The organism is Flavobacterium daemonense, assembly GCF_007341385.1.
In the GTDB taxonomy this organism is placed as follows: Bacteria; Bacteroidota; Bacteroidia; order Flavobacteriales; family Flavobacteriaceae; genus Flavobacterium; species Flavobacterium daemonense.
This window is the reverse complement of the sequence record NZ_VJYD01000016.1, coordinates 47203-67721: the sequence shown is the minus strand read 5'-3', so window position 1 is coordinate 67721 and position 20519 is coordinate 47203. Positions and strand designations below refer to the sequence as shown.

The window sequence follows — 20519 nt, the reverse complement described above, 5'->3', positions numbered from 1 at the left end:
GCACAAATTTTGAATTATATTTGACGAATCAAATTATTGATTTTCTTTGATTGTAAGAAGAAGCCAAAATTAAAGAATTTTTATCGAAAAACAGCTGTTCTTTGTCTGTGCAAAATAAATTTAAAAGAAAACTAAAATATAAGCAGTTATCAAAAAAGTAAAGAAAATAGTATCCAGAACCCTCATTGGGATAATTTTACTTTTGTTGGCGCTTGCTATCATACTGTCTTTGCCTGTTGTTCAGACAAAAATTGCCAGATATGCGACAGATTCTCTTCGCGAAGATTTTAATGCGAATATCACTGTTGGAAAGGTCGCAATCAATATTTTTGGTGGTGTAAAACTAAAGGATGTTTTGATTTTAGACCATCACAAAAAGGTGATGATTGTATCTGAAATTATTACAACCGATATTTTGAGTTTTAACAGATTGATGGACGGCGATCTGATTTTTGGCGATCTTCGATTGACGGGCTTGATTTTTAATTTGAAGACCTATAAAAATGAAGATGAGAACAACATCAACAAATTTGTTAAGTTGTTTGAATCTAAAAAACCTTCAAAATCTAAAAAACATTTTTTGCTTACTGCTAAAAATGCGTACATCACAAAAGGCTTTTTCTCTGTTATTGATGAGAATAAAAATACGCCAAAATTTCTTGAATTTACTAAGTTAAACGCCTATATCAGTGAGTTTCAGCTATACGGGCCAAATGTAAATACCAATATCCATAGGTTTTCATTTTTGGATCATCGTGGTTTGTATGTTTCCAACTTTGCAGGGAAATTCAGTTATACAAAAAAACAGATTAAAGTTGAAAATCTGGCTATAAAAACCAAAAGATCATCTATTTACGGTTATGCTATTTTGAATTATAAAGTAGAGGATTTTCTTCATTTTACTGATAAAGTAAAGTTTGATGTTGCTATTGATTCGGCTTCAATTGCTTCAAATGATATTCGTTATTTTTATGATGGATTGGGCCGGAATCAACATTTTAAGATTAAAACAAAACTAAAAGGGCCCTTGAATAATTTAAATCTGCATGGTTTGCGTTTGTCAGATAGAAATGGTTCTAGAATTGTTGGGAATATCAATTTTAAAAATCTTCTGGGAGATAAAATGCAGAAATTTTCAATGGATGGAAAGTTTGATAAACTGATTTCCAGCTATGATAATCTAGTCGTTTTATTGCCAAATGTATTAGGAAAAAAACTTCCGAAAGAATTGCAAAGAATCGGCACATTCAATATTACCGGTAAAGCAAAAGTTTCGACGACAGATTTGGAAGCGAAATTTAAAATGATCACCGATTTAGGAAACGGAGAAGCTGATATTCACCTGAATAATATGGATTTTATTGATAAAGCTTCGTATTCTGGGAATATTATTTTGGATAATTTCAATGTTGGTGCTTTGCTCGCGCGAAAAGACATTGGCAAAACAACACTAAATATTGATGTTGATGGTGTTGGTTTTACAGAGAAATATTTGAATACAATTATTAAAGGTGACATTATAAAATTAGATTATAACAAATACACCTATAATAATATCACGGTAAATGGTAATTTTAAATTGCCTTATTATAAAGGAGAAGTTACGGTAAACGATCCGAATTTGAGTTTGAATTTTGACGGTTTGGTTGATTTGAGCAAACGCGAAAACCGATACGATTTTCATATCAATGTCGAGAATGCCAATTTGCAAAAATTAAAATTTGTATCTGATTCTATTTCGCATTTTAATGGAGATGCCGTTGTTCAGGTTTCTGGTAATTCTATAGAAAATCTTCAAGGAAACATTTTTATAAAAGATGCGGTCTATATAAATCCGAAAAACACTTACGCTTTTGATGATATTACAATCAACTCAAGTTTTGATGAAGACAGGCTTCGAACTATTACAGTTAATTCCACGGATGTTGTAAATGGAAAAATCGTGGGTAAATTCCGTTTTGATCAGCTGGGTAAATTGGTTATGAATTCGGTTGGAAGTCTATATACGAATTACAAACCTTATCCAGTTAGAAAAGGACAATTTTTGCGTTTCAATTTCCATGTTTATGACAAGGTTGTCGAAATGCTTTATCCAGAAGTGAATGTGGATTCGTCAACGGTTGTACGTGGAAAAATTGATGCCGATTTACAAGAGTTTAAGTTCAGGTTTAAATCGAAAAAAATTACTGCAGATAAAAATACTTTCGATAATATCCGAATCAATATTGATAATAAAAATGCGCTTTATAATGCCTTTGTGGAGTTAGACAGCATCAAAACACCGTATTACAAAATACGTGATTTTAACTTGATCAATGTAACATCAAAAGATACTTTGTTTGTTCGTTCCGAGTTTAAAGGAGGCGATAAAGGCGAGGATTATTTTAATCTCGATTTGTTTCATACCATCGATAAAAATAAAAACAATATTGTTGGAATCAAAAAATCTGAAATGAAGTTTAAAGACTATTTATGGTATTTAAACGAAAAATCAGAAAAAGACAATCAGATTGTTATAGATCAGTATTTTAAAAATTTCACTTTTGATAATATCGTTTTATCGCACGAAAATCAAAAAATTGACTTAAACGGAGTGATCAAAGGAACCGATTATAAAGATCTCGTCTTGAATTTTGAAGACGTTGATATTAATAAAATTACGCCTTTAAATTCTAAGTTTGTTTTTAACGGAAATTTGAACGGAAGCGTCAATTATAAGCAGAATAAAAATGTTTATCAACCCACGGCTTCTATTAAAATTGATCATCTTAACTTGAATAAAACCGAATTAGGAACGCTGAATTTTGATATTGCCGGAGATGAAAGCTTTAAAAAATTCACCATAAATTCTAATATTCAAAATGGTTTTGCGGAATCGTTTAAAGCAAACGGAACTTTTGCAATTGAAAATAAAGAGACGATTTTAGATTTAAATTTGAAGCTCGAAGGATTTAATCTGGCAACGTTAGGGCCAGTTGGTGGTGATGTTATTTCAAATGTAAGAGGTTCGGTTTCTGGAAATGCGTCTGTTGTTGGGAATTTAAAAAAACCTGAAATCAACGGACGATTATATGTTGAAAAAGCTGGAATGACAATTCCGTATCTAAATACCGATTATGAATTAAGCGACCGCACCGTAATTGATTTGACGGATGAGAAGTTTTTGTTCAGAAATAATCAAATGACCGATACAAAGTATAAAACAAAAGGGCTTTTAAACGGAACAATTGAGCATCATAATTTTGGAGACTGGAAGCTTGATTTAACAGTTACTTCAAAAAGATTATTGGCACTTGATACTAAAGACAGTGAAGATGCTGCCTATTTTGGTACGGCATTCATAAACGGAACAGCCAGCATTAAAGGGCCTACAGATGGTTTGTTTATTAAGGTTGCTGCAAAATCTGAGAAAGGAACCGAGGTTAAAATTCCGATTAACAATGCGCAGAGTACTGCAGAAAGTAGTTGGATCCATTTTGTGACACCGAAGGAGAAATATAATTTAGCAAACGGAATTGTTGAAAAAACAAGAAATTATAATGGTCTTGAATTAGAATTTGATTTTGATATCACGCCAGACGCTGAAGTCGAAGTAATCTTAGACAGAAATTCCGGACACGGTATGAAAGGAAAAGGTTACGGATCATTATTATTTAAAATCAATACGTTGGGCAAGTTTAATATGTGGGGAGATTTCCAGGCATATGAAGGAACGTACAATTTTAAATACGGCGGTTTGATCGACAAAAAGTTTGCGGTTAAAAAAGGAGGTTCGATTATTTGGGAAGGAAACCCAATGAAAGCCCAGCTGAATCTTGAAGCGGTTTATAGAACATCGGCAAATCCTGCTGTATTATTAGAGAATTCTTCTTTTAATAAAAAAGTGCCGGTTGAAGTTGTTATTGGTTTAAGAGGAGATTTAGCAAGTCCGGATCCTAATTTTGATATTCAGTTTCCATCGGTGAGCAGTGTATTGAAATCGGAAATTCAATATAAATTAGACGATAAAGACGTTCGTCAGACACAGGCTTTGTATTTGCTTTCGACAGGTTCGTTTATGAGTCCTGACGGATTTAATCAGAGCGATTTGTCTGGAACTTTTGCCGAAACTGCCGCAAGTTTATTGGGGGGAATTATCAAATCAGATAATGACAAAGTAAATATCGATTTGAATTTTATTTCTGCTGATAAAAGAATCGGACAAGAAGCAGATGGTCAGTTTGTGGCCAATATTTCGTCGCAGATTAATGAAAAAATTTCGATAAACGGAAAAGTTGGTGTTCCGGTAGGAGGAGTTAATGAATCAGCTATTGTTGGAGATATTGAAATTTTGTACCGAGTAAATGAAGACGGCTCAATGAACCTGAGACTTTTTAATAAAGAAAATGACATTAATTATATAGGACAAGGAATTGGCTATACGCAAGGTGTGGGTATCTCATATGAGGTCGATTTTGATACGTTTAGCGAATTAGTAAACAAACTCTTTAAGAACCATAAATTAGAACGCTCTATAAAAAGTTCTGGTGATGATGTTCAGGATTCGTATTTAAATCCGGATTATATCAATTTTACCACTAAAAAAGATGCGGATAAGAATAAAAAGAAACCAGAGAAAAAGGAGGAAGAAAAGAAACCACCGCCTCAAAACAATAATCAGGGCTTAATTCCTGATAATGACGACTTTTAGGATATTGTTAAAAAAAATCCAATTATAAACCATTATTCGCGTAATGGTTTTTTTTTGTGCTAATTTTAGATTTTTAAACACTTTTTTGAATTGAAGTGTACTTCGCAATTTTATAACACTTCATTTATGTATTGTTAATTTTAAGGATTTAATTAAAATATGTGCCTTTTATTATTTTAAATGAATTTTTTGGTATCAAAAAACTTATTAACGAAAACGTTTGAATTTAACATATTTTATTAAATTATGATAAACATAGCCGGAAAAGTGGTGAATGTTTGCTAATTTTACAACTTAATACTTAAATAATGCCAAAAACAATAAAAAAAGTTGGTGTTCTAACCTCAGGAGGAGACTCGCCAGGAATGAATGCTGCAATACGATCAGTTGTTCGAACATGCGCTTATCATAATATAGAATGCATAGGAATTTATAGAGGGTATCAAGGAATGATCGAAGGTGATTTTAAAGAAATGGGCCCTCGAAGCGTAAATAATATTGTAAACAAAGGCGGAACGATTTTAAAATCGGCTCGTTCGGTTGAGTTTAGAACCCCAGAAGGTAGAAAAAAAGCACACGATAATCTATTAAAAGCTGGAGTTGATGCTCTAGTGGTTATTGGTGGAGATGGAAGTTTTACCGGAGGATTAATTTTTAATTCAGAATTTGATTTTCCAGTAATGGGAATTCCTGGTACAATTGATAATGATATTTATGGTACAAGTTTCACATTAGGTTATGATACTGCTTTAAATACTGTTGTAGATTGTATTGATAAAATTAGAGATACAGCAAGTTCACATAATCGTCTGTTTTTTGTAGAGGTTATGGGTAGAGATGCTGGTCATATTGCTCTTAATGCCGGAATTGGGGCGGGAGCAGAAGAAATCCTTATTCCTGAAGAAGATCTTGGTTTAGATCGTTTGTTAGATTCACTTCAAAAAAGTAAAGCTTCAGGAAAATCATCAAGTATAGTTGTTATTGCCGAAGGCGATAAAATTGGTAAAAACGTATTCGAATTAAAAGATTACGTTGAGGCTAATTTGCCAGAGTACGACGTAAGAGTATCTGTTTTAGGACACATGCAGCGTGGTGGTTCTCCATCTTGTTTTGATCGTGTATTGGCAAGCCGTTTAGGAGTAAAAGCTGTGGAGTCTTTAATTGAAGGAAAATCAAATTATATGGTTGGACTTAAAGAAGATAAAGTTGTTTTAACGCCACTTGAACAGGCTATTAAAGGAAAATCAGAAATTGATAGAGAATTATTAAGAGTGTCAGACATTATGTCGACCTAATAAATAAAAGTTTAAAAAAGGAAAGAAGTTTATTGTGAGGAAATTAGACTTTAAAATTAGTGTAATAAAAACAAAAGCAAAAAATTAGTAAAATGTCAAAAGTAAAATTAGGAATAAACGGATTTGGACGTATCGGAAGAATCGTTTTTAGAGAGTCTTTCAACAGAGATAATGTAGAAGTAGTAGCGATCAATGATTTATTAGATGTAGATCACTTGGCTTACTTATTAAAATATGATTCAGTTCACGGTCGTTTCAACGGAACTGTAGAAGTTAAAGAAGGAAAACTTTATGTAAACGGAAGAAACATCCGTATTACTGCTGAAAGAAATCCAGCTGACTTAAAATGGAACGAAGTTGATGTTGACGTAGTTGCTGAATGTACTGGTATTTTCACAACTATCGAAACTGCAAGCGAGCACTTAAAAGGAGGAGCTAAAAAAGTTATCATTTCTGCTCCATCTGCTGATGCTCCAATGTTTGTAATGGGTGTTAACCACGAAACTGCAAAAGCTTCTGACTTAGTTGTTTCTAACGCTTCTTGTACTACAAACTGTTTAGCTCCATTAGCTAAAGTTATCCACGATAATTTCGGAATTGTTGAAGGTTTAATGACAACTGTTCACGCAACAACTTCAACTCAAATGACTGCTGACGGACCTTCTAGAAAAGACTGGAGAGGTGGACGTGCGGCTGCAATCAACATCATTCCTTCTTCAACAGGTGCTGCAAAAGCGGTTGGAAAAGTTATCCCATCTTTGAATGGAAAATTAACTGGAATGTCTTTCCGTGTTCCTACTGCTGACGTTTCTGTAGTAGATTTAACTGTAAAAGTGGCTAAAGAAACTTCTTACGAAGAAATCTTGGCTGTATTGAAAAAAGCTTCTGAAAATGAAATGAAAGGTATCTTAGGATATACTGAAGATGCTGTTGTATCTCAAGATTTTATTTCTGACAAAAGAACTTCAATCGTTGATGCTGGTGCAGGAATCGGATTAAATTCAACTTTCTTCAAATTAGTATCTTGGTACGATAATGAGTACGGATACTCTAGTAAATTGATCGACCTGTCTGTGCATATTGCAGGTTTAAAATAATAATATATATTTGTGGAAAATCCCGTTATTTTGTAGTAACGGGATTTTCTTATTTTGTTATGTCTTTAATTAATGTAAATATCACACTTTTAAATCGGTTAAAGAAAAACTAATCCAAAAACAAAAAATAAAATGAAATTAATAGTTGATAGTGGATCTACTAAAGCAGATTGGATTGCAATTGATGATAATGGAAAAGTATTATTCACAACACAAACTTTGGGTTTAAACCCTGAAATCCTTGACGGTCCAGAAATCGTTGAAAGATTAAACGATCGTTTTGATATTTTACAAAACAAAAAAAATGCAACACATTTGTTCTTTTACGGAGCAGGATGTGGAACAGACAGAATGAAAGAATCATTGAAACAAATCTTTCAGGAGTATTTTTCTAACGCTATTGTAGATGTTCAGGAAGATACTTATGCAGCTGTATATGCGACAACTCCAAAAGGAGAAGAAGCTATTGTTTCTATTTTAGGAACGGGTTCTAACTGCAGTTATTTTGATGGTAAAGTTTTGCATCAAAAAGTTCAGTCATTAGGATATATCGTAATGGATGATTGCAGCGGAAATGTTTTTGGAAAAGAATTAATCAGAAAGTACTATTTTAATAAAATGCCTAAAGAATTGGCTGTTGAACTTGAAAAAGAGTATGACGTTGATCCTGATTTTATTAAAAATAAATTATACAAAGAGCCAAATCCTAATGCTTATTTAGCGACTTATGCTAAGTTTTTAATTAAACATAAAGACACTGAATTCTGCAGAAAAATTATTTTCAAAGGAATGAAGTCTTTTGTTAAAAACTACATCAAACAGTTTGATAACTGCAAAGAAGTTCCTGTGCATTTTGTTGGTTCTATCGCGTTTTATTTAAAAGATGAATTGCAAGAAACATTCAATAAATACGAGCTTAAATTAGGAAATGTTTTAAGAAGACCTATTGATGGTCTAATTGCTTATCATGTTGCTAACCAATAGTTCTGGATTTATGGAAATTGCAATTATTGCACATGATGGAAAAAAAGCTGATTTGATTGATTTTCTAATTAAAAATGAAGCAATACTTCATAATGAGAAAATCAAATTGATTGGTACTGGTACAACTGGAGGAAAAGCTGAAGCTGCTGGATTTAAGACACAGCGAATGCTTTCTGGGCCTTTGGGCGGTGACGCTCAAATTGCTGGAAGAGTTGCAGAAGGAATCACTAATATGGTTTTCTTTTTCAAAGATCCCTTGTCTAGTCATCCGCATGAAGCAGATATCAATATGCTGATTCGTGTTTGCGATGTGCATAATGTGCCGCTGGCAACAAATGAAGCAACGGCACAATTATTATTAGATGCTATTGCACTGCAATTATAGAAATTTCAACATTTACATTTTTTGGCAAACATGCCACTTGAACCGTTTCACGTGCTGGAGCGGTTTTTTCGTTAAAATAAGATCCGTAAACGGTGTTTATGGCCGCGAAATTATTCATGTCCATAATAAAGATAGAGGCTTTAACAACGTTTTCAAAAGTCATGTCGGCAGCTTCTAAAATGGCTGCAATATTTTCCATAACTTGTTTTGTTTCGTCATTAATATTGTCTGTAACAAGTTCTCCTGATGCTGGATTAATCGCAATTTGACCAGAAGCATAAAGTGTATTTCCTGATAAAACGGCTTGATTATACGGACCGATTGGAGCTGGAGCTTTTTCGGTAAAAATGATTTTTTTCATAATGAAAGTATTTTGATTCGAAAATTGTTTAGCGATTAGAAACGCTTCGTTTATTCCATTTAATGTCACTCAAGACACCAGATTTAATTCCGATGAAGAAGTTCCAGTTAGAATTGGTTCCTAGCGGTTGCCAGTTAAAGGCCATACGCCAGCTTAATAAGTCTCTTTCAAAACGGAATTGAGTAAAAGTAACTCCTTTTTGTACAAAATCATATCCCGTAGAAACACCACCTTTCCATTTTGGCGTAATATCAGTATTGATGGAAATCATAATGGAGTTTCCAGTAATTTTGTTTTCTCGGTTTACATTTGAATAAGTCAATGAGTAGGCCATTGTCATATCCCACGGAATTTTAGCATTGAAAAACTCTGTAATGACATCTTTATCATCATCTTTTTCTTTGGCAAATTGGCTGTTTCTGCTATCAGTCAAGTCAGTATTGGTTCCAAATAAGTCATCGTTACGTCCTCCGTTCCGCTGACTCTGCGTATTGTTTTTTTCTTTTTCCCCACCTTTATTGGAGAACGAATAATTTAAAGTAACATTGGCGCTAGTTAATCTAAACAAACTTCCGCCATTATCGATATTGTACGTGTTTATTCTTGTTCCTGAATTGTCAATAGCGTACGGATCTAAAGTAGCACCAAAATTCATATTCATTTTGTTGTCAAAAAACTGTGTTCCTCCAGATACAAGTACAGGTTGCCAAGCTAAAGTCTGCCTGCCGTCTGCATTAAAATTATAACTCGTACTGAAGTTCAAGTTATTTAAAAGCATGATTTTTTTAGGTTCCGTTTTTGTGCTGTCGCGATCTCTTACTTTTGCTTCAAAAGTATTGCTTAAAGAGAAACCTACAATGTTTGAATTTTCTTTTCCAGGTGCGCCATAAATACCACCTTCAAAACGGGTATATTCGGTCGTAATTCGGCCAGAAGCATCTACGGCATAGGTGTCGTAGTATTTTTCAAAACTCGGTGTATATGCGTACGTGATAGATGGACGCATGACATGGCGAATCGATTGAATTTTTTTATCAGAACCAAAATTGAAAGTTCCATAAATTGTAGTTCCTAAATTTGAACTGAAATTGTAGGTTCTAAATGCATCAAAACCATTTACAGTTTGATCAACAACTTTGCTTTGGTCTGGGTCGTAACTTCTGCTGATTGTTTTAGTTACCCATGTTTCTTGGTAGTTAGTTGACATTCCGGCACTGAAATACTTGAATAATTTAAAGTTTGTGCTTAACGGAATTGTATGCTGCATTCCAATTTGGGCATCTTTAAACATTTGAGGCTTAAAGAATAAAGAATCGGTCGTTACGAAACTGTTTTTACCGCTTAAGTTATATTGTAAGTTAATGTTCTTTATAAAACCTTTTTTTACGCCGTCTTTTCCAACAAAAGGATAAACACGATCAATACTTGCTTGTAGCGAAGGTAATGTCATATTAATAACTTCTGTTTGTGTATTTTGCGAATGCGTTGCTGTTAAAGCAATTCGGGCTTGTGGAATGGTGTTAAATGTTTTGTTCCAAGAAATAGATGAACTTAACGTATTGTTCAAGTTTGAACCAATGTTCGCTTGATTGATAGATTGCTTGAAATATTTACTACTACCCATGTTTACCGAAGCAGAAAACGTTGAATTCGGATTCGATTTTGTGTCTTTTGAGTGCGACCACTGAATGTTGTAAATATTTTGTTTGGAGTAATCAGGATAACCTCTTTCGCTGCTGATCAAATTCTCAAAACGGACATTGATATTACCTCTATACTTGTACCTTGTGGCATACGCCGATTCAAAGCGCATGGCGTAACTTCCGTTGGTGTAATAATCTCCGAGAACGGTCAGGTCGTAATTATCGCTTAAAGCAAAATAATATCCTCCATTTTGCAATGAAAAACCTCTTGTATTTGAGTCGTTATAACTTGGTATGATAATCCCTGAAACGCTTTTTTCTTCACTCATTGGAAAATAAGCAAAAGGCAGTGCTAGAGGAGTTGGAACATCAGCAATAACCATGTTTGTTAAACCTGTTACTACTTTTTTTCCAGGAACAAATTTTACTTTGTTGGTTTGGAAATAATATTCAGGATTGTCAACATCTGTAGATGTTGTGAAACGCGCACCTCTCAAAAAGTAAACAGAATCATTTTCTTTTTTAGTAACGGCAGCCTTTATCTTAAATTCTCCTTGTTCTGTTCTTGAATTGAAGATTAAGGCTTTTTTTGTCTTAAAATTAAATCGGATAGAATCAGGTTGTACTTCGTTTGATCCTTGCTTGAAATTTGGATACTGAATTAAAACTCCTGCAGAATCTTTTATTCTTCCGGCATAAACTTCATCCTTGGCATAATCTAGAACAATGATTCCAGATTTAAGTTCGACATCCTTATAATATAGTTCTGCTTCATTATATAAGGTGATCAGTTTTTTCTTCTGATCAATTTTTGCGTAATCTTTTGCTTTGTATTTTACTTTTCCGTCAAGAAAAGTCTTTGGAGGTTTGATGCTGTCAACTTTTACAGTGTCAATTTTACCAACAGTCGTTTTGTCTGTTTGTTTTGCAGGCTCAATTTTTGGAGCGGGAGCTTTATTTGGTTGTTTTACAGTTGGTAAGGGCTTTTTTGGGTTTTTTATTTCTTGCGAATATACTTTACCACATCCTATTGTTAGGAAAAATGATAATAAAACGATATTAAATAAGTTTGTGTGCAAAGGTTTAAATGCTATTTTTGTAAAAGTATGGCTTGTTTTTTGACATGTCAAAACTACATATAATTTTTTGGCAAAAATAATCAATTGCGAAAATTATAACAGTAGCAAATTATTAAAATTAACTTTTAGATTTATGAATATATTTAACAAAACTAGGCTATTATTTAGTTTTTTTCTAACTATAATTTCGTTTTGTGCTTACAGTCAGGCAAATGTTTTTAAAGTAACTCTTGATGCCGGGCACGGTGATCATGACTTTGGAGCTGTTTATAGCGGCCGAATTGAAAAAAATATTGCATTGGCAATTGTACTTAAAGTTGGGAAAATATTAGAAGCGAGCCCAAATGTTGATGTAATTTATACTCGTAAAACCGACGTATTTATTGATTTGGTAGAAAGAGCCAACATTGCAAACAGAGCTAATTCTAATATTTTTGTTTCTATTCACTGTAACGCAAACAAAAATACGGCGGCCGACGGAACAGAAACGTATGTAATGGGTTTGAGTAAAGTAGCATCGAACCTTGAAGCGGCGAAAAAAGAGAACTCGGTAATTACATTAGAGAAGGATTACAAACGTAAATACGAAGGTTATGACCCAAATTCTCCAGAATCGATGATCGGAATGACTTTGATGCAAGAAGAATATTTGGATAACAGTATTTCATTGGCTACAAAAATCGAAGATAATTTTGATCGTCTTGGTAAAAAAATAAGACAAGGAGGGGTTAAGCAAGCGCCTTTTATGGTACTTCATAAAGCGTATATGCCGAGAGTTTTGGTTGAAACAGGTTTCGTTTCTAATCCTACAGAAGGTAATATTCTAAATTCTGAAGAAGGGCAAAATGATATTGCAAAAGCAATTGCCGATGCTATTTTAAGTTATAAAAGCGAGTATTTTGGGTCAGGAGCTCCAGAACTTTCAGATGTAAGGCCAGCAAAAGATACTTCGACTCCTAAAAAACCTAAGACTGCCGAGCCATCAGCCGCAGCAAAAAATGCTGTAAAAGGTACATTTTATAAAGTACAGTTAATTGCTAGTATTAAAAAGACACCGTTAGAGCCTAAAAATTTTAAAGGCTTGAAAAATGTAACAATGGTTTATGAAAATAATGTGTATAAATATTTCTATGAAGAAACTTCAGATTATGAAGCAGCTAAGAAATATCTGCAAGAAGCTAAGAGTAAAGGATATGGCGCAGCATTTTTAACTGCAACTAAGGACGGAGAAAAAATCAGTATTCAGGACGCTACTAAATAATAGTCACAAGTTCGAATATTTATATTAATTTTGTACAAACACTAAGAATTTTGAAACTAACAAGAGAAATTAAAACGGCTATTTTAGTCATCGCGTCAATATTATTATTTATTTGGGGCTACAGTTTTTTAAAAGGCAGAGATCTTTTTACGAATTACAAAACATTATTTGTTGAGTATGATAATGTTGAGGATTTGGCACAATCAGCACCAGTTACCATAAACGGACTTGCAGTTGGTAAAGTAAATAAAATTACAATCAATGAAACAACAGGAAAGTTGCTAGTTGAACTACAGCTTAAAACAGATTTTCCTATTTCTAAAACAAGTACTGCTGCATTGTATTCTCCGAGTTTGATTGGAGGAAAACAAATTAAAATCATTCCTAATCTTGCTGATAAAGATCCTATCGCTGACGGCGCAACGCTTCCTGGAGCTGTTGAGCTTGGATTAACGGAATCTTTAGGAGGAAAACTAGAACCAATTCAGGCGAAATTAGATAAAATGCTTGTAAATATTGATAATCTGGTTACAGGATTAAACAATACTTTGGATAAGAATACGCAAGAAAATGTAAAGAAAACTATTGCAGAATTGAGCCAAACAATGGAGCAATTTCATAAAGCTTCTGGAAGTCTAAACAACATTTTAGATAGTAATAAAGGGCAGATCAACGGAATGGTGTCTAATTTTAATAAAGCATCAAACAACTTTAATAAAATTTCTGATTCTTTAAACAAAGCCGATTTAGGAAAAACAGTTCGAAGCTTAAACCAGACTTTAGCTAAAGTTGATGGTTTAATGGCGAATTTGAATTCAGGAAAAGGTACAGCAGGGAAATTGCTTAATGATGATGCGTTGTATAATAATTTAGCAAAAACTTCAAAAGAGCTTGAACTATTGCTTCAAGACGTTCGTCTTTACCCAACACGTTATGTGAATGTTTCTCTTTTTGGAAAGAAAAACAAACCGTATGTAGCACCAACAGAAAATACAAACTCAACTGATAAAAAATAATTATAAATGAGTTATTTAGATAATATTTTATTTGCCATACTTCTTATAGTTGGTTTCGGTTTTTTTGCAGCGAGCGTAAAAAAAATCATCCGCAACATTAATTTAGGAGTTGATGTAGATCGAAAAGATAATCCTAAAGCTCGCTGGAAAAACATGGCTTTGATTGCTCTTGGGCAGTCAAAAATGGTGAGACGCCCTGTTGCTGGTGTCCTTCATGTTTTTGTATATGTAGGTTTTGTAATTATTAATATTGAGTTGCTCGAAATTATTATTGACGGACTTTTTGGAACGCATAGAATTTTTGCGCCTTATTTAGGTGTTGTTTATGATGTTTTGATTGCTTCATTTGAGATATTAGCAATACTAGTGATTATTGCTGTTGTAACTTTTTGGATCAGAAGAAATGTAATTCGTTTAAAGCGTTTTATTAATTCTGATTTGAATGGATTTCCTAAAAGTGATGCGAATTACATTTTGTATTTCGAAACTGTCTTAATGATTTTGTTCTTGTTGATGAATGCTTCTGACTTGCATTTACAAAATGTACCAGGTGGTTATTCGCATTTTCATAAAGCAGGAAGTTATCCAATAAGCCAATTTATTGCGCCAATTTTTAATGGAACATCAAACGAATTAGTAGGTCTTTTGTTTGAAGTATTCTGGTGGTTGCATATTATTGGTATCTTGGTTTTTATGAACTATTTATACTTCTCAAAACATTTGCACATTCTTTTGGCTTTCCCAAATACTTATTTTGCAAACCTGAAGCCAGAAGGTCAGTTTGATAATTTAGCTTCAGTAACAAAAGAAGTTAAATTGATGATGGATCCAAATGCTGATCCATTTGCAGCAGCTCCTGTTGACGAAAATGCTGCTCCGGCTAAATTTGGTGCTAGCGATGTTCAGGATTTGAACTGGGTACAGCTTTTAAACGCTTATACTTGTACAGAATGTGGTCGTTGTACATCTTCATGCCCGGCGAATCAAACAGGTAAAAAATTGTCTCCTCGTAAAATTATGATGGACACAAGAGATCGTTTAACTGAAGTTGGAAAAAATATCGATGCTAATAAAGGTGTTTTTGTTCCAGATAATAAAACATTATTAAACGATTATATTACACCAGAAGAATTGTGGGCTTGTACATCATGTAATGCCTGCGTTGAAGAATGTCCGGTAAATATTAGTCCGCTCTCTATTATCATGGATATGCGACGTTATTTGGTGATGGAGCAATCAGCTGCGCCAATGTCATTGAATGCGATGATGACGAATATTGAAAACAACGGTGCGCCTTGGCAATACAGCCAGCAGGACCGTTTGAATTGGAAAAACGAGAACTAAAAAAGTATAGTTTAATCGGTTAATCGTTAATTCGTTTAATCGTCTAAGGATTTGAGGAACTGCCGATTAAACAAGTAAATAAATCAACGATTAAACAAAAAGAAATGTCAGAAAGTTTAGTAGTGCCAACAATGGCTGAAATGCTAGCCCAGGGAACACAACCAGAAGTTTTATTTTGGGTTGGTTGTGCTGGTAGTTTTGATGATAGAGCAAAAAAAATTACGAAAGCATTTGTACGTATTTTAAATCGTACTAATGTTTCATTTGCAGTTTTAGGTACTGAAGAGAGTTGTACCGGAGATCCTGCAAAACGTGCCGGAAATGAATTTTTGTTTCAAATGCAAGCCATGATGAATATCGAGGTTTTGAATGCATATGAAGCAAAAAAAATTGTAACGGCTTGTCCGCATTGTTTTAATACTTTAAAAAATGAATATCCTGAATTAGGCGGAAACTATGAAGTTATTCATCATACTGAGTTTTTAAAGTCATTGATTGATGACGGAAGATTGACTGTTGAAGGTGGTCAGTTTAAAGGAAAAAAAATCACTTTTCACGATCCTTGTTATTTAGGAAGAGCGAACAAAGTATATGAAGCGCCTAGAGATTTAATTCAGAAGTTAGATGTTGAATTGGTTGAAATGAAGCGTTCTAAAGCAAATGGATTATGTTGTGGAGCTGGTGGAGCACAAATGTTTAAAGATGCTGAACCTGGAAATAAAGAAGTAAATGTGCTTCGTACAGAAGATGCTCTCGAAACTAAACCAGATATTATTGCAGCGGGTTGTCCTTTCTGTAATACAATGTTGACAGACGGCATCAAACATCAAGAAAAAGAAGGTCAAGTAAAAGTGCTTGATATTGCGGAATTAATTGCAAATGCACAGGATTTGTAATATGAAGAGATTATTTTTATTGACTGTTTTGTTTTTTAATATTGTCGCATATTCTCAAGATATGTTGGAAGTTGTTGCTAAAGAAACCTGCAGTTGCTTAGAAGCAAAAAAAGCAAAAAGGCCTAATATGTCTACAGAAGATTTTAAAGTTGAAGTAGGTGTTTGTATGGTTAAAAGCTACTCAGATCATTTGACTGAATTTAAAGTGGAAGATAGAGTAACTTTTGACGATAAAGATGGAATGACTAAGCTAGGAGAAAATGTTGCTATAAAAATGTTGCAATTTTGTCCTAATATTATTCTGGAATTAGGGAGAAGTGCTATTAAAGAAAAAAAGGAAGTTAAGCGAGAAAATTTATCTGTTTCTGGTGAGGTTACTGATATTAAGTGGGAACAATTTGTTACTTTACAGCTTAAAGATAAAAACGGCAGAAACTACAGTTTTCTGATGTTGGATGCTTTTGACTCGGCGTCTTTATTGACAAATGATGAAATAAAGAAAAAAGACAAGCTTAAAGTAAGCTATACTGAAATAGAATTATTTGATTCGAAAGCTAAAGAATTCAGATATTTCAAGATTCTAACTAAATTAGAAAGACAATAAATGTTTAGGTAAGTTTCTATAGAAATAATCTGAAACTTCTCAACAATTTAAAATCACTCCCGAGGTGTCGGGACTAAAATCTAAAATTAAAAATGTATATACCTTTTGAAAATTTACCTGGTGAATCTAGAGTTTGGATTTACCAATCGAACAGAAAATTTTCTGAGGAAGAGTTTTCTGAAATCGAAACCGATTTAAAAGCTTTTGTTGAGGAATGGGCGGCTCACGGAACAAGCCTTGAAGCTTCATTTTTGCTGAAGTATAACCGTTTTATCATTCTAGCTGTAAATCAGGACGTGCAAGCGGCGACGGGTTGTTCTATCGATAGCTCTGTTGAATTTATTCAAGGTTTGGAGAAAAAGTACAATGTCGATTTGCTTGACAAAATGAACGTTACTTTTAAACTTGGAGAGCATATTGCTCACAAACCTTTAATTGATTTCAAAAAGATGGTTAAAGATAAATCGGTTTCTGCAAATACGATTGTTTTTAATAATCTTGTGAACAACATTGAAGAATTTAATGAATCTTGGGAAGTTCCTGCTGCCGATAGCTGGCATAGCAGATTTTTCTAAGAGAAATTTATAATATTTTTGAAAGGCACGAAACTTAGGTTTTGTGCCTTTTTTGTTTTTTATTGTTTCAGGTTTCACGTTTCAAGTTGCACCCAAGTTTGTCATTCCGAGGAACGAGGAATCTCCATAAGTAGCTCAACAAAGATTGGCGACATACGTTATGGAGTTTCTTGCGGAGATTCCTCGTTCCTCGGAATGACAAACTTTGTGTTGATTTAACTTTGTCAAAGTTTTAAACTTTGACAAAGTTGCTTAATCTTGTTGTTCTTTCGAAGAGCAGATTGTCTATTTTTATCAATAATTTTATGTTTATGAGGATAGTTTTCAATTTTGTGAGTGTTTTATATTTTATTTGGAGCTTAACAATACTAAGCTTTATTTTTAGAGGAAAGATAGTTTTCGGACAAGGAGTAGGTGATATACTATTTCTCTTATTATTGTTCATGTTACAAATTATATTTGGCTATGTTTTTTTTCTAAACATTAAAAACAGAGTAACCTTGCCTATAGTTATAGTAGTGACTATTTTATTAATTGTCTTTGTTTTGCTTTTTACCTTAAAAATGACAATTTACCGAGGAATGGAATATCCTTGGAACGGTAATTTCTTTTTTGAATAAATCTTTAAATGGATTTCTTATAAAAACAAAAACGTCTAGTTTAGCCCCGATGGAAGCGGCATCTCCCGATTTAGAAAAACAAGGCTTTTTCAGCCGTAGTTTTTGTTAATCGGGAATATAGCGGACAGCGGGACGAGTGGTCTTTTTGATCGAAGTTGTTCTGCTTCAAGAAAATAACATATTAATTAGAATTAATCTAATATTGTCGAAAATCTAACAATTTAAAAGCTTAATTAAACGCTATTTTTGAGTATTTTCGTAGAATTAAATTTAATACATGAAAATAGCAATAGTTTGTTATCCTACATTTGGCGGTAGTGGGGTAGTAGCCACAGAGTTAGGTCTTGAATTAGCCAGACGAGGACACGAAATACATTTTATAACTTATAGTCAGCCTGTGAGGTTGGCACTATTGAATCCGAATGTTCATTATCACGAAGTAAACGTTCCAGAATATCCTCTTTTTCATTATCAGCCTTATGAGCTGGCTTTGTCAAGCAAATTGGTTGATATGGTGAAATTATACAAAATTGAGGTGCTTCATGTGCATTATGCAATTCCACACGCATATGCAGGTTATATGGCAAAACAAATGCTGAAAAATGAAGGAATTAATCTGCCAATGATTACTACGCTTCACGGAACTGATATTACGCTTGTTGGTAATCATCCTTTCTACAAACCAGCGGTGACTTTCAGCATAAACAAATCGGATTATGTGACTTCGGTTTCACAGAGTTTGAAAGACGATACTTTGAAATTATTCAAAATCAAGAATAAAATTAAAGTAATTCCGAATTTTATTGAATTGGATAAAGTGGTAAAAGATCCAGATGCGCCTTGCCATCGTTATGTAATGGCGAAGGAAAATGAGCGTATCGTGACGCATATCAGTAACTTTAGAAAGGTGAAGAGAATTCCGGATATTATTAAGATTTTCTATAATATTCAGAAAGAAATGCCAGCTAAACTGATGATGGTGGGCGACGGTCCAGAGAAAGAAAAAGCCGAAGTTTTATGTATGGAATTGGGCATTTATGATAAAGTAATTTTCTTTGGAAACAGCAACGAGATAGACAAAATTTTATGCATGACCGATTTGTTTTTGCTTCCTTCAGAAACAGAAAGTTTTGGTTTGGCAGCGTTAGAGGCTATGGCTCTTGGTGTTCCGGTGATTTCTAGTAATTCGGGAGGTTTGCCGGAGGTTAATTTTGATGGTGTTTCGGGTTACTTGAGCAATGTTGGAAATGTTGATGAAATGGCGGCAAATGCTATTAAAATTTTAAAAGATGATGCTACGCTAAAAGAGTTTAAAAAGAATGCTCTTGAAGTGGCGAAGAAATTTGACATCAAAAACATACTTCCAAAATATGAAGCTTTGTATCAAAAGGCGATTGACGATTATAAAGAGTAAAACATTTCTTATTGGTGTATAAAAAAACAATTTAACACATAGAAACATAGTTTTTGAAATTGTGAAATAGAATGCAAAAGAAAGTGAGTTTCTCACACATAGACTATGTTTGTAAATCTAAAATGAAATGCCTTTTACGGTTTACAAATCTATGTTTCTATGTGTTGAAAATAATTGCACACAACAGATTAAAACATTAATTTAAAATTAAATGCATGAAAAAGATAATTTCAGTTTTGGTAGTTTTTGTTTTGTTTTCGTGTGGAGCTAAAAAAACTCCGAATTCAACTGCGCTTTATGAAGTTTTGACGGAGCAATCTAATGGTGGTGGAAATATCAAATTTTTTGAGATTTTGACAGAGCCAAATGAAATTAAAATGCTTCAAAATGATCCGCTTTTGGCTGACAAAATGAAACAGGCCGATATCAACAATTCGAATTACGTAATTTTGAATATGGGCGAAAAAAATACCAGCGGTTATTCAATTGATGTTGAAAAAGTGGAAGAAACAGATAAAAATATTATTATTACGGTAAAAGAAAATAATCCAGCGCCAGACGCAATGGTGATGCAGGTTGTTTCCTATCCTTATACTGTAGTGAAAGTGCATTCTAAGAAGGAGATTATTATTAAATAATTAGTCCCTAGTGATTAGTTTTCAATTTTAATCATAAAAAAAACCTGTCGCAAAACGACAGGTTTTCTTTTACAATTATTTTTTAATTTAATTTTAGAATTTGAATTTGATTCCTAAACCAACGTCAAATCCAAAGTTATCATCGTCATAGTATCCAGAACCAATTTCTGGTCTTGCATCTAATGAAAGTAAAATTGGCACTTCTTTAAATCCGTACTCAATTCCGATATCTCCTGCAGCAAAAACATATGTTCCACTGTCATTATATTTTGTATTGTTGTTGTAATAATCGTGGTCCCAAGCAGCTAAACCACCACCTACACCAGCGTACCAGTTAAAACCTCCGTCTATATTCCAAACCCATTGATAAAGCGCTACACCTTTAATAGCATCAACGTCGCTGCTGTTTCTCCAGCCTAAATCAAATTCAAGTCTGTTTTTTTGATTTAATCCTCTTTGATAAGATACTTCTCCTCCAAAACCGTTATTGTCTCCTAAACGCAATCCTAGCGCGTTTTTTGCAATGTCTTGTGAATGAGCTGTAAATGCTAATCCTAATAGCATGATGGCAGATAAAATGATTTTTTTCATAAAAATGGTTCAATTAATTTTTTCAA

General features: G+C 33.5%; 16 protein-coding genes. 13 read left to right on the top strand and 3 right to left on the bottom strand.

Annotation, left to right across the window (positions count from 1 at the left end):
• The first annotated feature begins 202 nt into the window (after positions 1 to 202).
• The 5 genes from FND99_RS17540 to FND99_RS17520 all read left to right on the top strand — a co-directional run bounded on the left by FND99_RS17540 (position 203) and on the right by FND99_RS17520 (position 8451).
• Positions 203 to 4690, top strand: a complete 4488-nt coding sequence (locus FND99_RS17540) for a translocation/assembly module TamB domain-containing protein (RefSeq protein ID WP_246074241.1) — start codon at positions 203 to 205, stop codon at positions 4688 to 4690.
• Positions 4691 to 4998: 308 nt separating this feature from the next.
• Positions 4999 to 5985 carry a 6-phosphofructokinase gene (gene pfkA / locus FND99_RS17535; RefSeq protein ID WP_144339238.1) on the top strand — a complete coding sequence of 329 codons (987 nt, stop codon included), beginning with the start codon at positions 4999 to 5001 and terminating at the stop codon, positions 5983 to 5985.
• 92 nt (positions 5986 to 6077) lie between these two features.
• Entirely contained in the window at positions 6078 to 7082 is a 1005-nt protein-coding gene (gene gap, locus FND99_RS17530; RefSeq protein WP_144339237.1) for a type I glyceraldehyde-3-phosphate dehydrogenase, read from the top strand.
• Between the two features lie 132 nt (positions 7083 to 7214).
• Positions 7215 to 8066 carry an N-acetylglucosamine kinase gene (locus FND99_RS17525; protein ID WP_144339236.1) on the top strand — a complete coding sequence of 284 codons (852 nt, stop codon included), beginning with the start codon at positions 7215 to 7217 and terminating at the stop codon, positions 8064 to 8066.
• Positions 8067 to 8076: 10 nt separating this feature from the next.
• A complete protein-coding gene (locus FND99_RS17520; RefSeq protein ID WP_144339264.1) occupies positions 8077 to 8451 on the top strand; it encodes a methylglyoxal synthase in 375 nt (124 codons plus the stop codon).
• Here the strand turns inward: FND99_RS17520 and FND99_RS17515 are convergent.
• On the bottom strand, positions 8432 to 8812 hold the full coding sequence (locus tag FND99_RS17515) for a Rid family detoxifying hydrolase (RefSeq protein ID WP_144339235.1): 381 nt from the start codon (positions 8810 to 8812) through the stop codon (positions 8432 to 8434). The genes FND99_RS17520 and FND99_RS17515 overlap by 20 nt on opposite strands.
• Before the next feature lie 28 nt (positions 8813 to 8840).
• Entirely contained in the window at positions 8841 to 11585 is a 2745-nt protein-coding gene (locus FND99_RS17510; RefSeq protein WP_170245710.1) for a putative LPS assembly protein LptD, read from the bottom strand.
• Positions 11586 to 11667: 82 nt separating this feature from the next.
• Here FND99_RS17510 and FND99_RS17505 point away from each other — a divergent pair, with 82 nt between their 5' ends.
• The 8 genes from FND99_RS17505 to FND99_RS17470 all read left to right on the top strand — a co-directional run bounded on the left by FND99_RS17505 (position 11668) and on the right by FND99_RS17470 (position 19902).
• Positions 11668 to 12795, top strand: a complete 1128-nt coding sequence (locus FND99_RS17505) for an N-acetylmuramoyl-L-alanine amidase family protein (RefSeq protein WP_144339233.1) — start codon at positions 11668 to 11670, stop codon at positions 12793 to 12795.
• Positions 12796 to 12845: 50 nt separating this feature from the next.
• Complete coding sequence (locus FND99_RS17500) at positions 12846 to 13811, top strand: MlaD family protein (protein ID WP_144339232.1); 966 nt, start codon at positions 12846 to 12848, stop codon at positions 13809 to 13811.
• A gap of 6 nt (positions 13812 to 13817) precedes the next feature.
• On the top strand, positions 13818 to 15155 hold the full coding sequence (locus tag FND99_RS17495; protein ID WP_144339231.1) for a (Fe-S)-binding protein: 1338 nt from the start codon (positions 13818 to 13820) through the stop codon (positions 15153 to 15155).
• A 104-nt stretch (positions 15156 to 15259) separates the two neighbouring features.
• Positions 15260 to 16051: a (Fe-S)-binding protein gene (locus FND99_RS17490; RefSeq protein WP_142450837.1), complete on the top strand. Its 792-nt coding sequence runs from the start codon at positions 15260 to 15262 to the stop codon at positions 16049 to 16051.
• A gap of 1 nt (position 16052) precedes the next feature.
• Complete coding sequence (locus tag FND99_RS17485) at positions 16053 to 16655, top strand: hypothetical protein (protein WP_144339230.1); 603 nt, start codon at positions 16053 to 16055, stop codon at positions 16653 to 16655.
• A 92-nt stretch (positions 16656 to 16747) separates the two neighbouring features.
• The gene (locus tag FND99_RS17480; protein WP_144339229.1) at positions 16748 to 17230 is read left to right on the top strand and encodes an ABC transporter ATPase; all 483 of its coding nucleotides are present in this window, start codon (positions 16748 to 16750) and stop codon (positions 17228 to 17230) included.
• Positions 17231 to 18127: 897 nt separating this feature from the next.
• The gene (bshA, locus tag FND99_RS17475; RefSeq protein WP_144339228.1) at positions 18128 to 19264 is read left to right on the top strand and encodes an N-acetyl-alpha-D-glucosaminyl L-malate synthase BshA; all 1137 of its coding nucleotides are present in this window, start codon (positions 18128 to 18130) and stop codon (positions 19262 to 19264) included.
• 215 nt (positions 19265 to 19479) lie between these two features.
• Positions 19480 to 19902, top strand: coding sequence for a protease complex subunit PrcB family protein (locus FND99_RS17470; RefSeq protein ID WP_144339227.1), 423 nt, complete (start codon positions 19480 to 19482; stop codon positions 19900 to 19902).
• Positions 19903 to 19995: 93 nt separating this feature from the next.
• On the opposite strand, the gene FND99_RS17465 is transcribed toward FND99_RS17470, so the two are convergent.
• Entirely contained in the window at positions 19996 to 20493 is a 498-nt protein-coding gene (locus tag FND99_RS17465; RefSeq protein WP_144339226.1) for a hypothetical protein, read from the bottom strand.
• Positions 20494 to 20519: the final 26 nt, after the last annotated feature.

What these genes read in the sequence shown, in the direction of transcription:
- pfkA (WP_144339238.1), top strand. Translation starts at nt 4,999, where the DNA reads ATGCCAAAAACAATAAAAAAAGTTGGTGTTCTAACCTCAGGAGGAGAC.
- gap (WP_144339237.1), top strand. Translation starts at nt 6,078, where the DNA reads ATGTCAAAAGTAAAATTAGGAATAAACGGATTTGGACGTATCGGAAGA.
- FND99_RS17525 (WP_144339236.1), top strand. Translation starts at nt 7,215, where the DNA reads ATGAAATTAATAGTTGATAGTGGATCTACTAAAGCAGATTGGATTGCA.
- FND99_RS17520 (WP_144339264.1), top strand. Translation starts at nt 8,077, where the DNA reads ATGGAAATTGCAATTATTGCACATGATGGAAAAAAAGCTGATTTGATT.
- FND99_RS17515 (WP_144339235.1), bottom strand. Translation starts at nt 8,812, where the DNA reads ATGAAAAAAATCATTTTTACCGAAAAAGCTCCAGCTCCAATCGGTCCG.
- FND99_RS17505 (WP_144339233.1), top strand. Translation starts at nt 11,668, where the DNA reads ATGAATATATTTAACAAAACTAGGCTATTATTTAGTTTTTTTCTAACT.
- FND99_RS17495 (WP_144339231.1), top strand. Translation starts at nt 13,818, where the DNA reads ATGAGTTATTTAGATAATATTTTATTTGCCATACTTCTTATAGTTGGT.
- FND99_RS17490 (WP_142450837.1), top strand. Translation starts at nt 15,260, where the DNA reads ATGTCAGAAAGTTTAGTAGTGCCAACAATGGCTGAAATGCTAGCCCAG.
- FND99_RS17485 (WP_144339230.1), top strand. Translation starts at nt 16,053, where the DNA reads ATGAAGAGATTATTTTTATTGACTGTTTTGTTTTTTAATATTGTCGCA.
- FND99_RS17480 (WP_144339229.1), top strand. Translation starts at nt 16,748, where the DNA reads ATGTATATACCTTTTGAAAATTTACCTGGTGAATCTAGAGTTTGGATT.
- bshA (WP_144339228.1), top strand. Translation starts at nt 18,128, where the DNA reads ATGAAAATAGCAATAGTTTGTTATCCTACATTTGGCGGTAGTGGGGTA.
- FND99_RS17470 (WP_144339227.1), top strand. Translation starts at nt 19,480, where the DNA reads ATGAAAAAGATAATTTCAGTTTTGGTAGTTTTTGTTTTGTTTTCGTGT.
- FND99_RS17465 (WP_144339226.1), bottom strand. Translation starts at nt 20,493, where the DNA reads ATGAAAAAAATCATTTTATCTGCCATCATGCTATTAGGATTAGCATTT.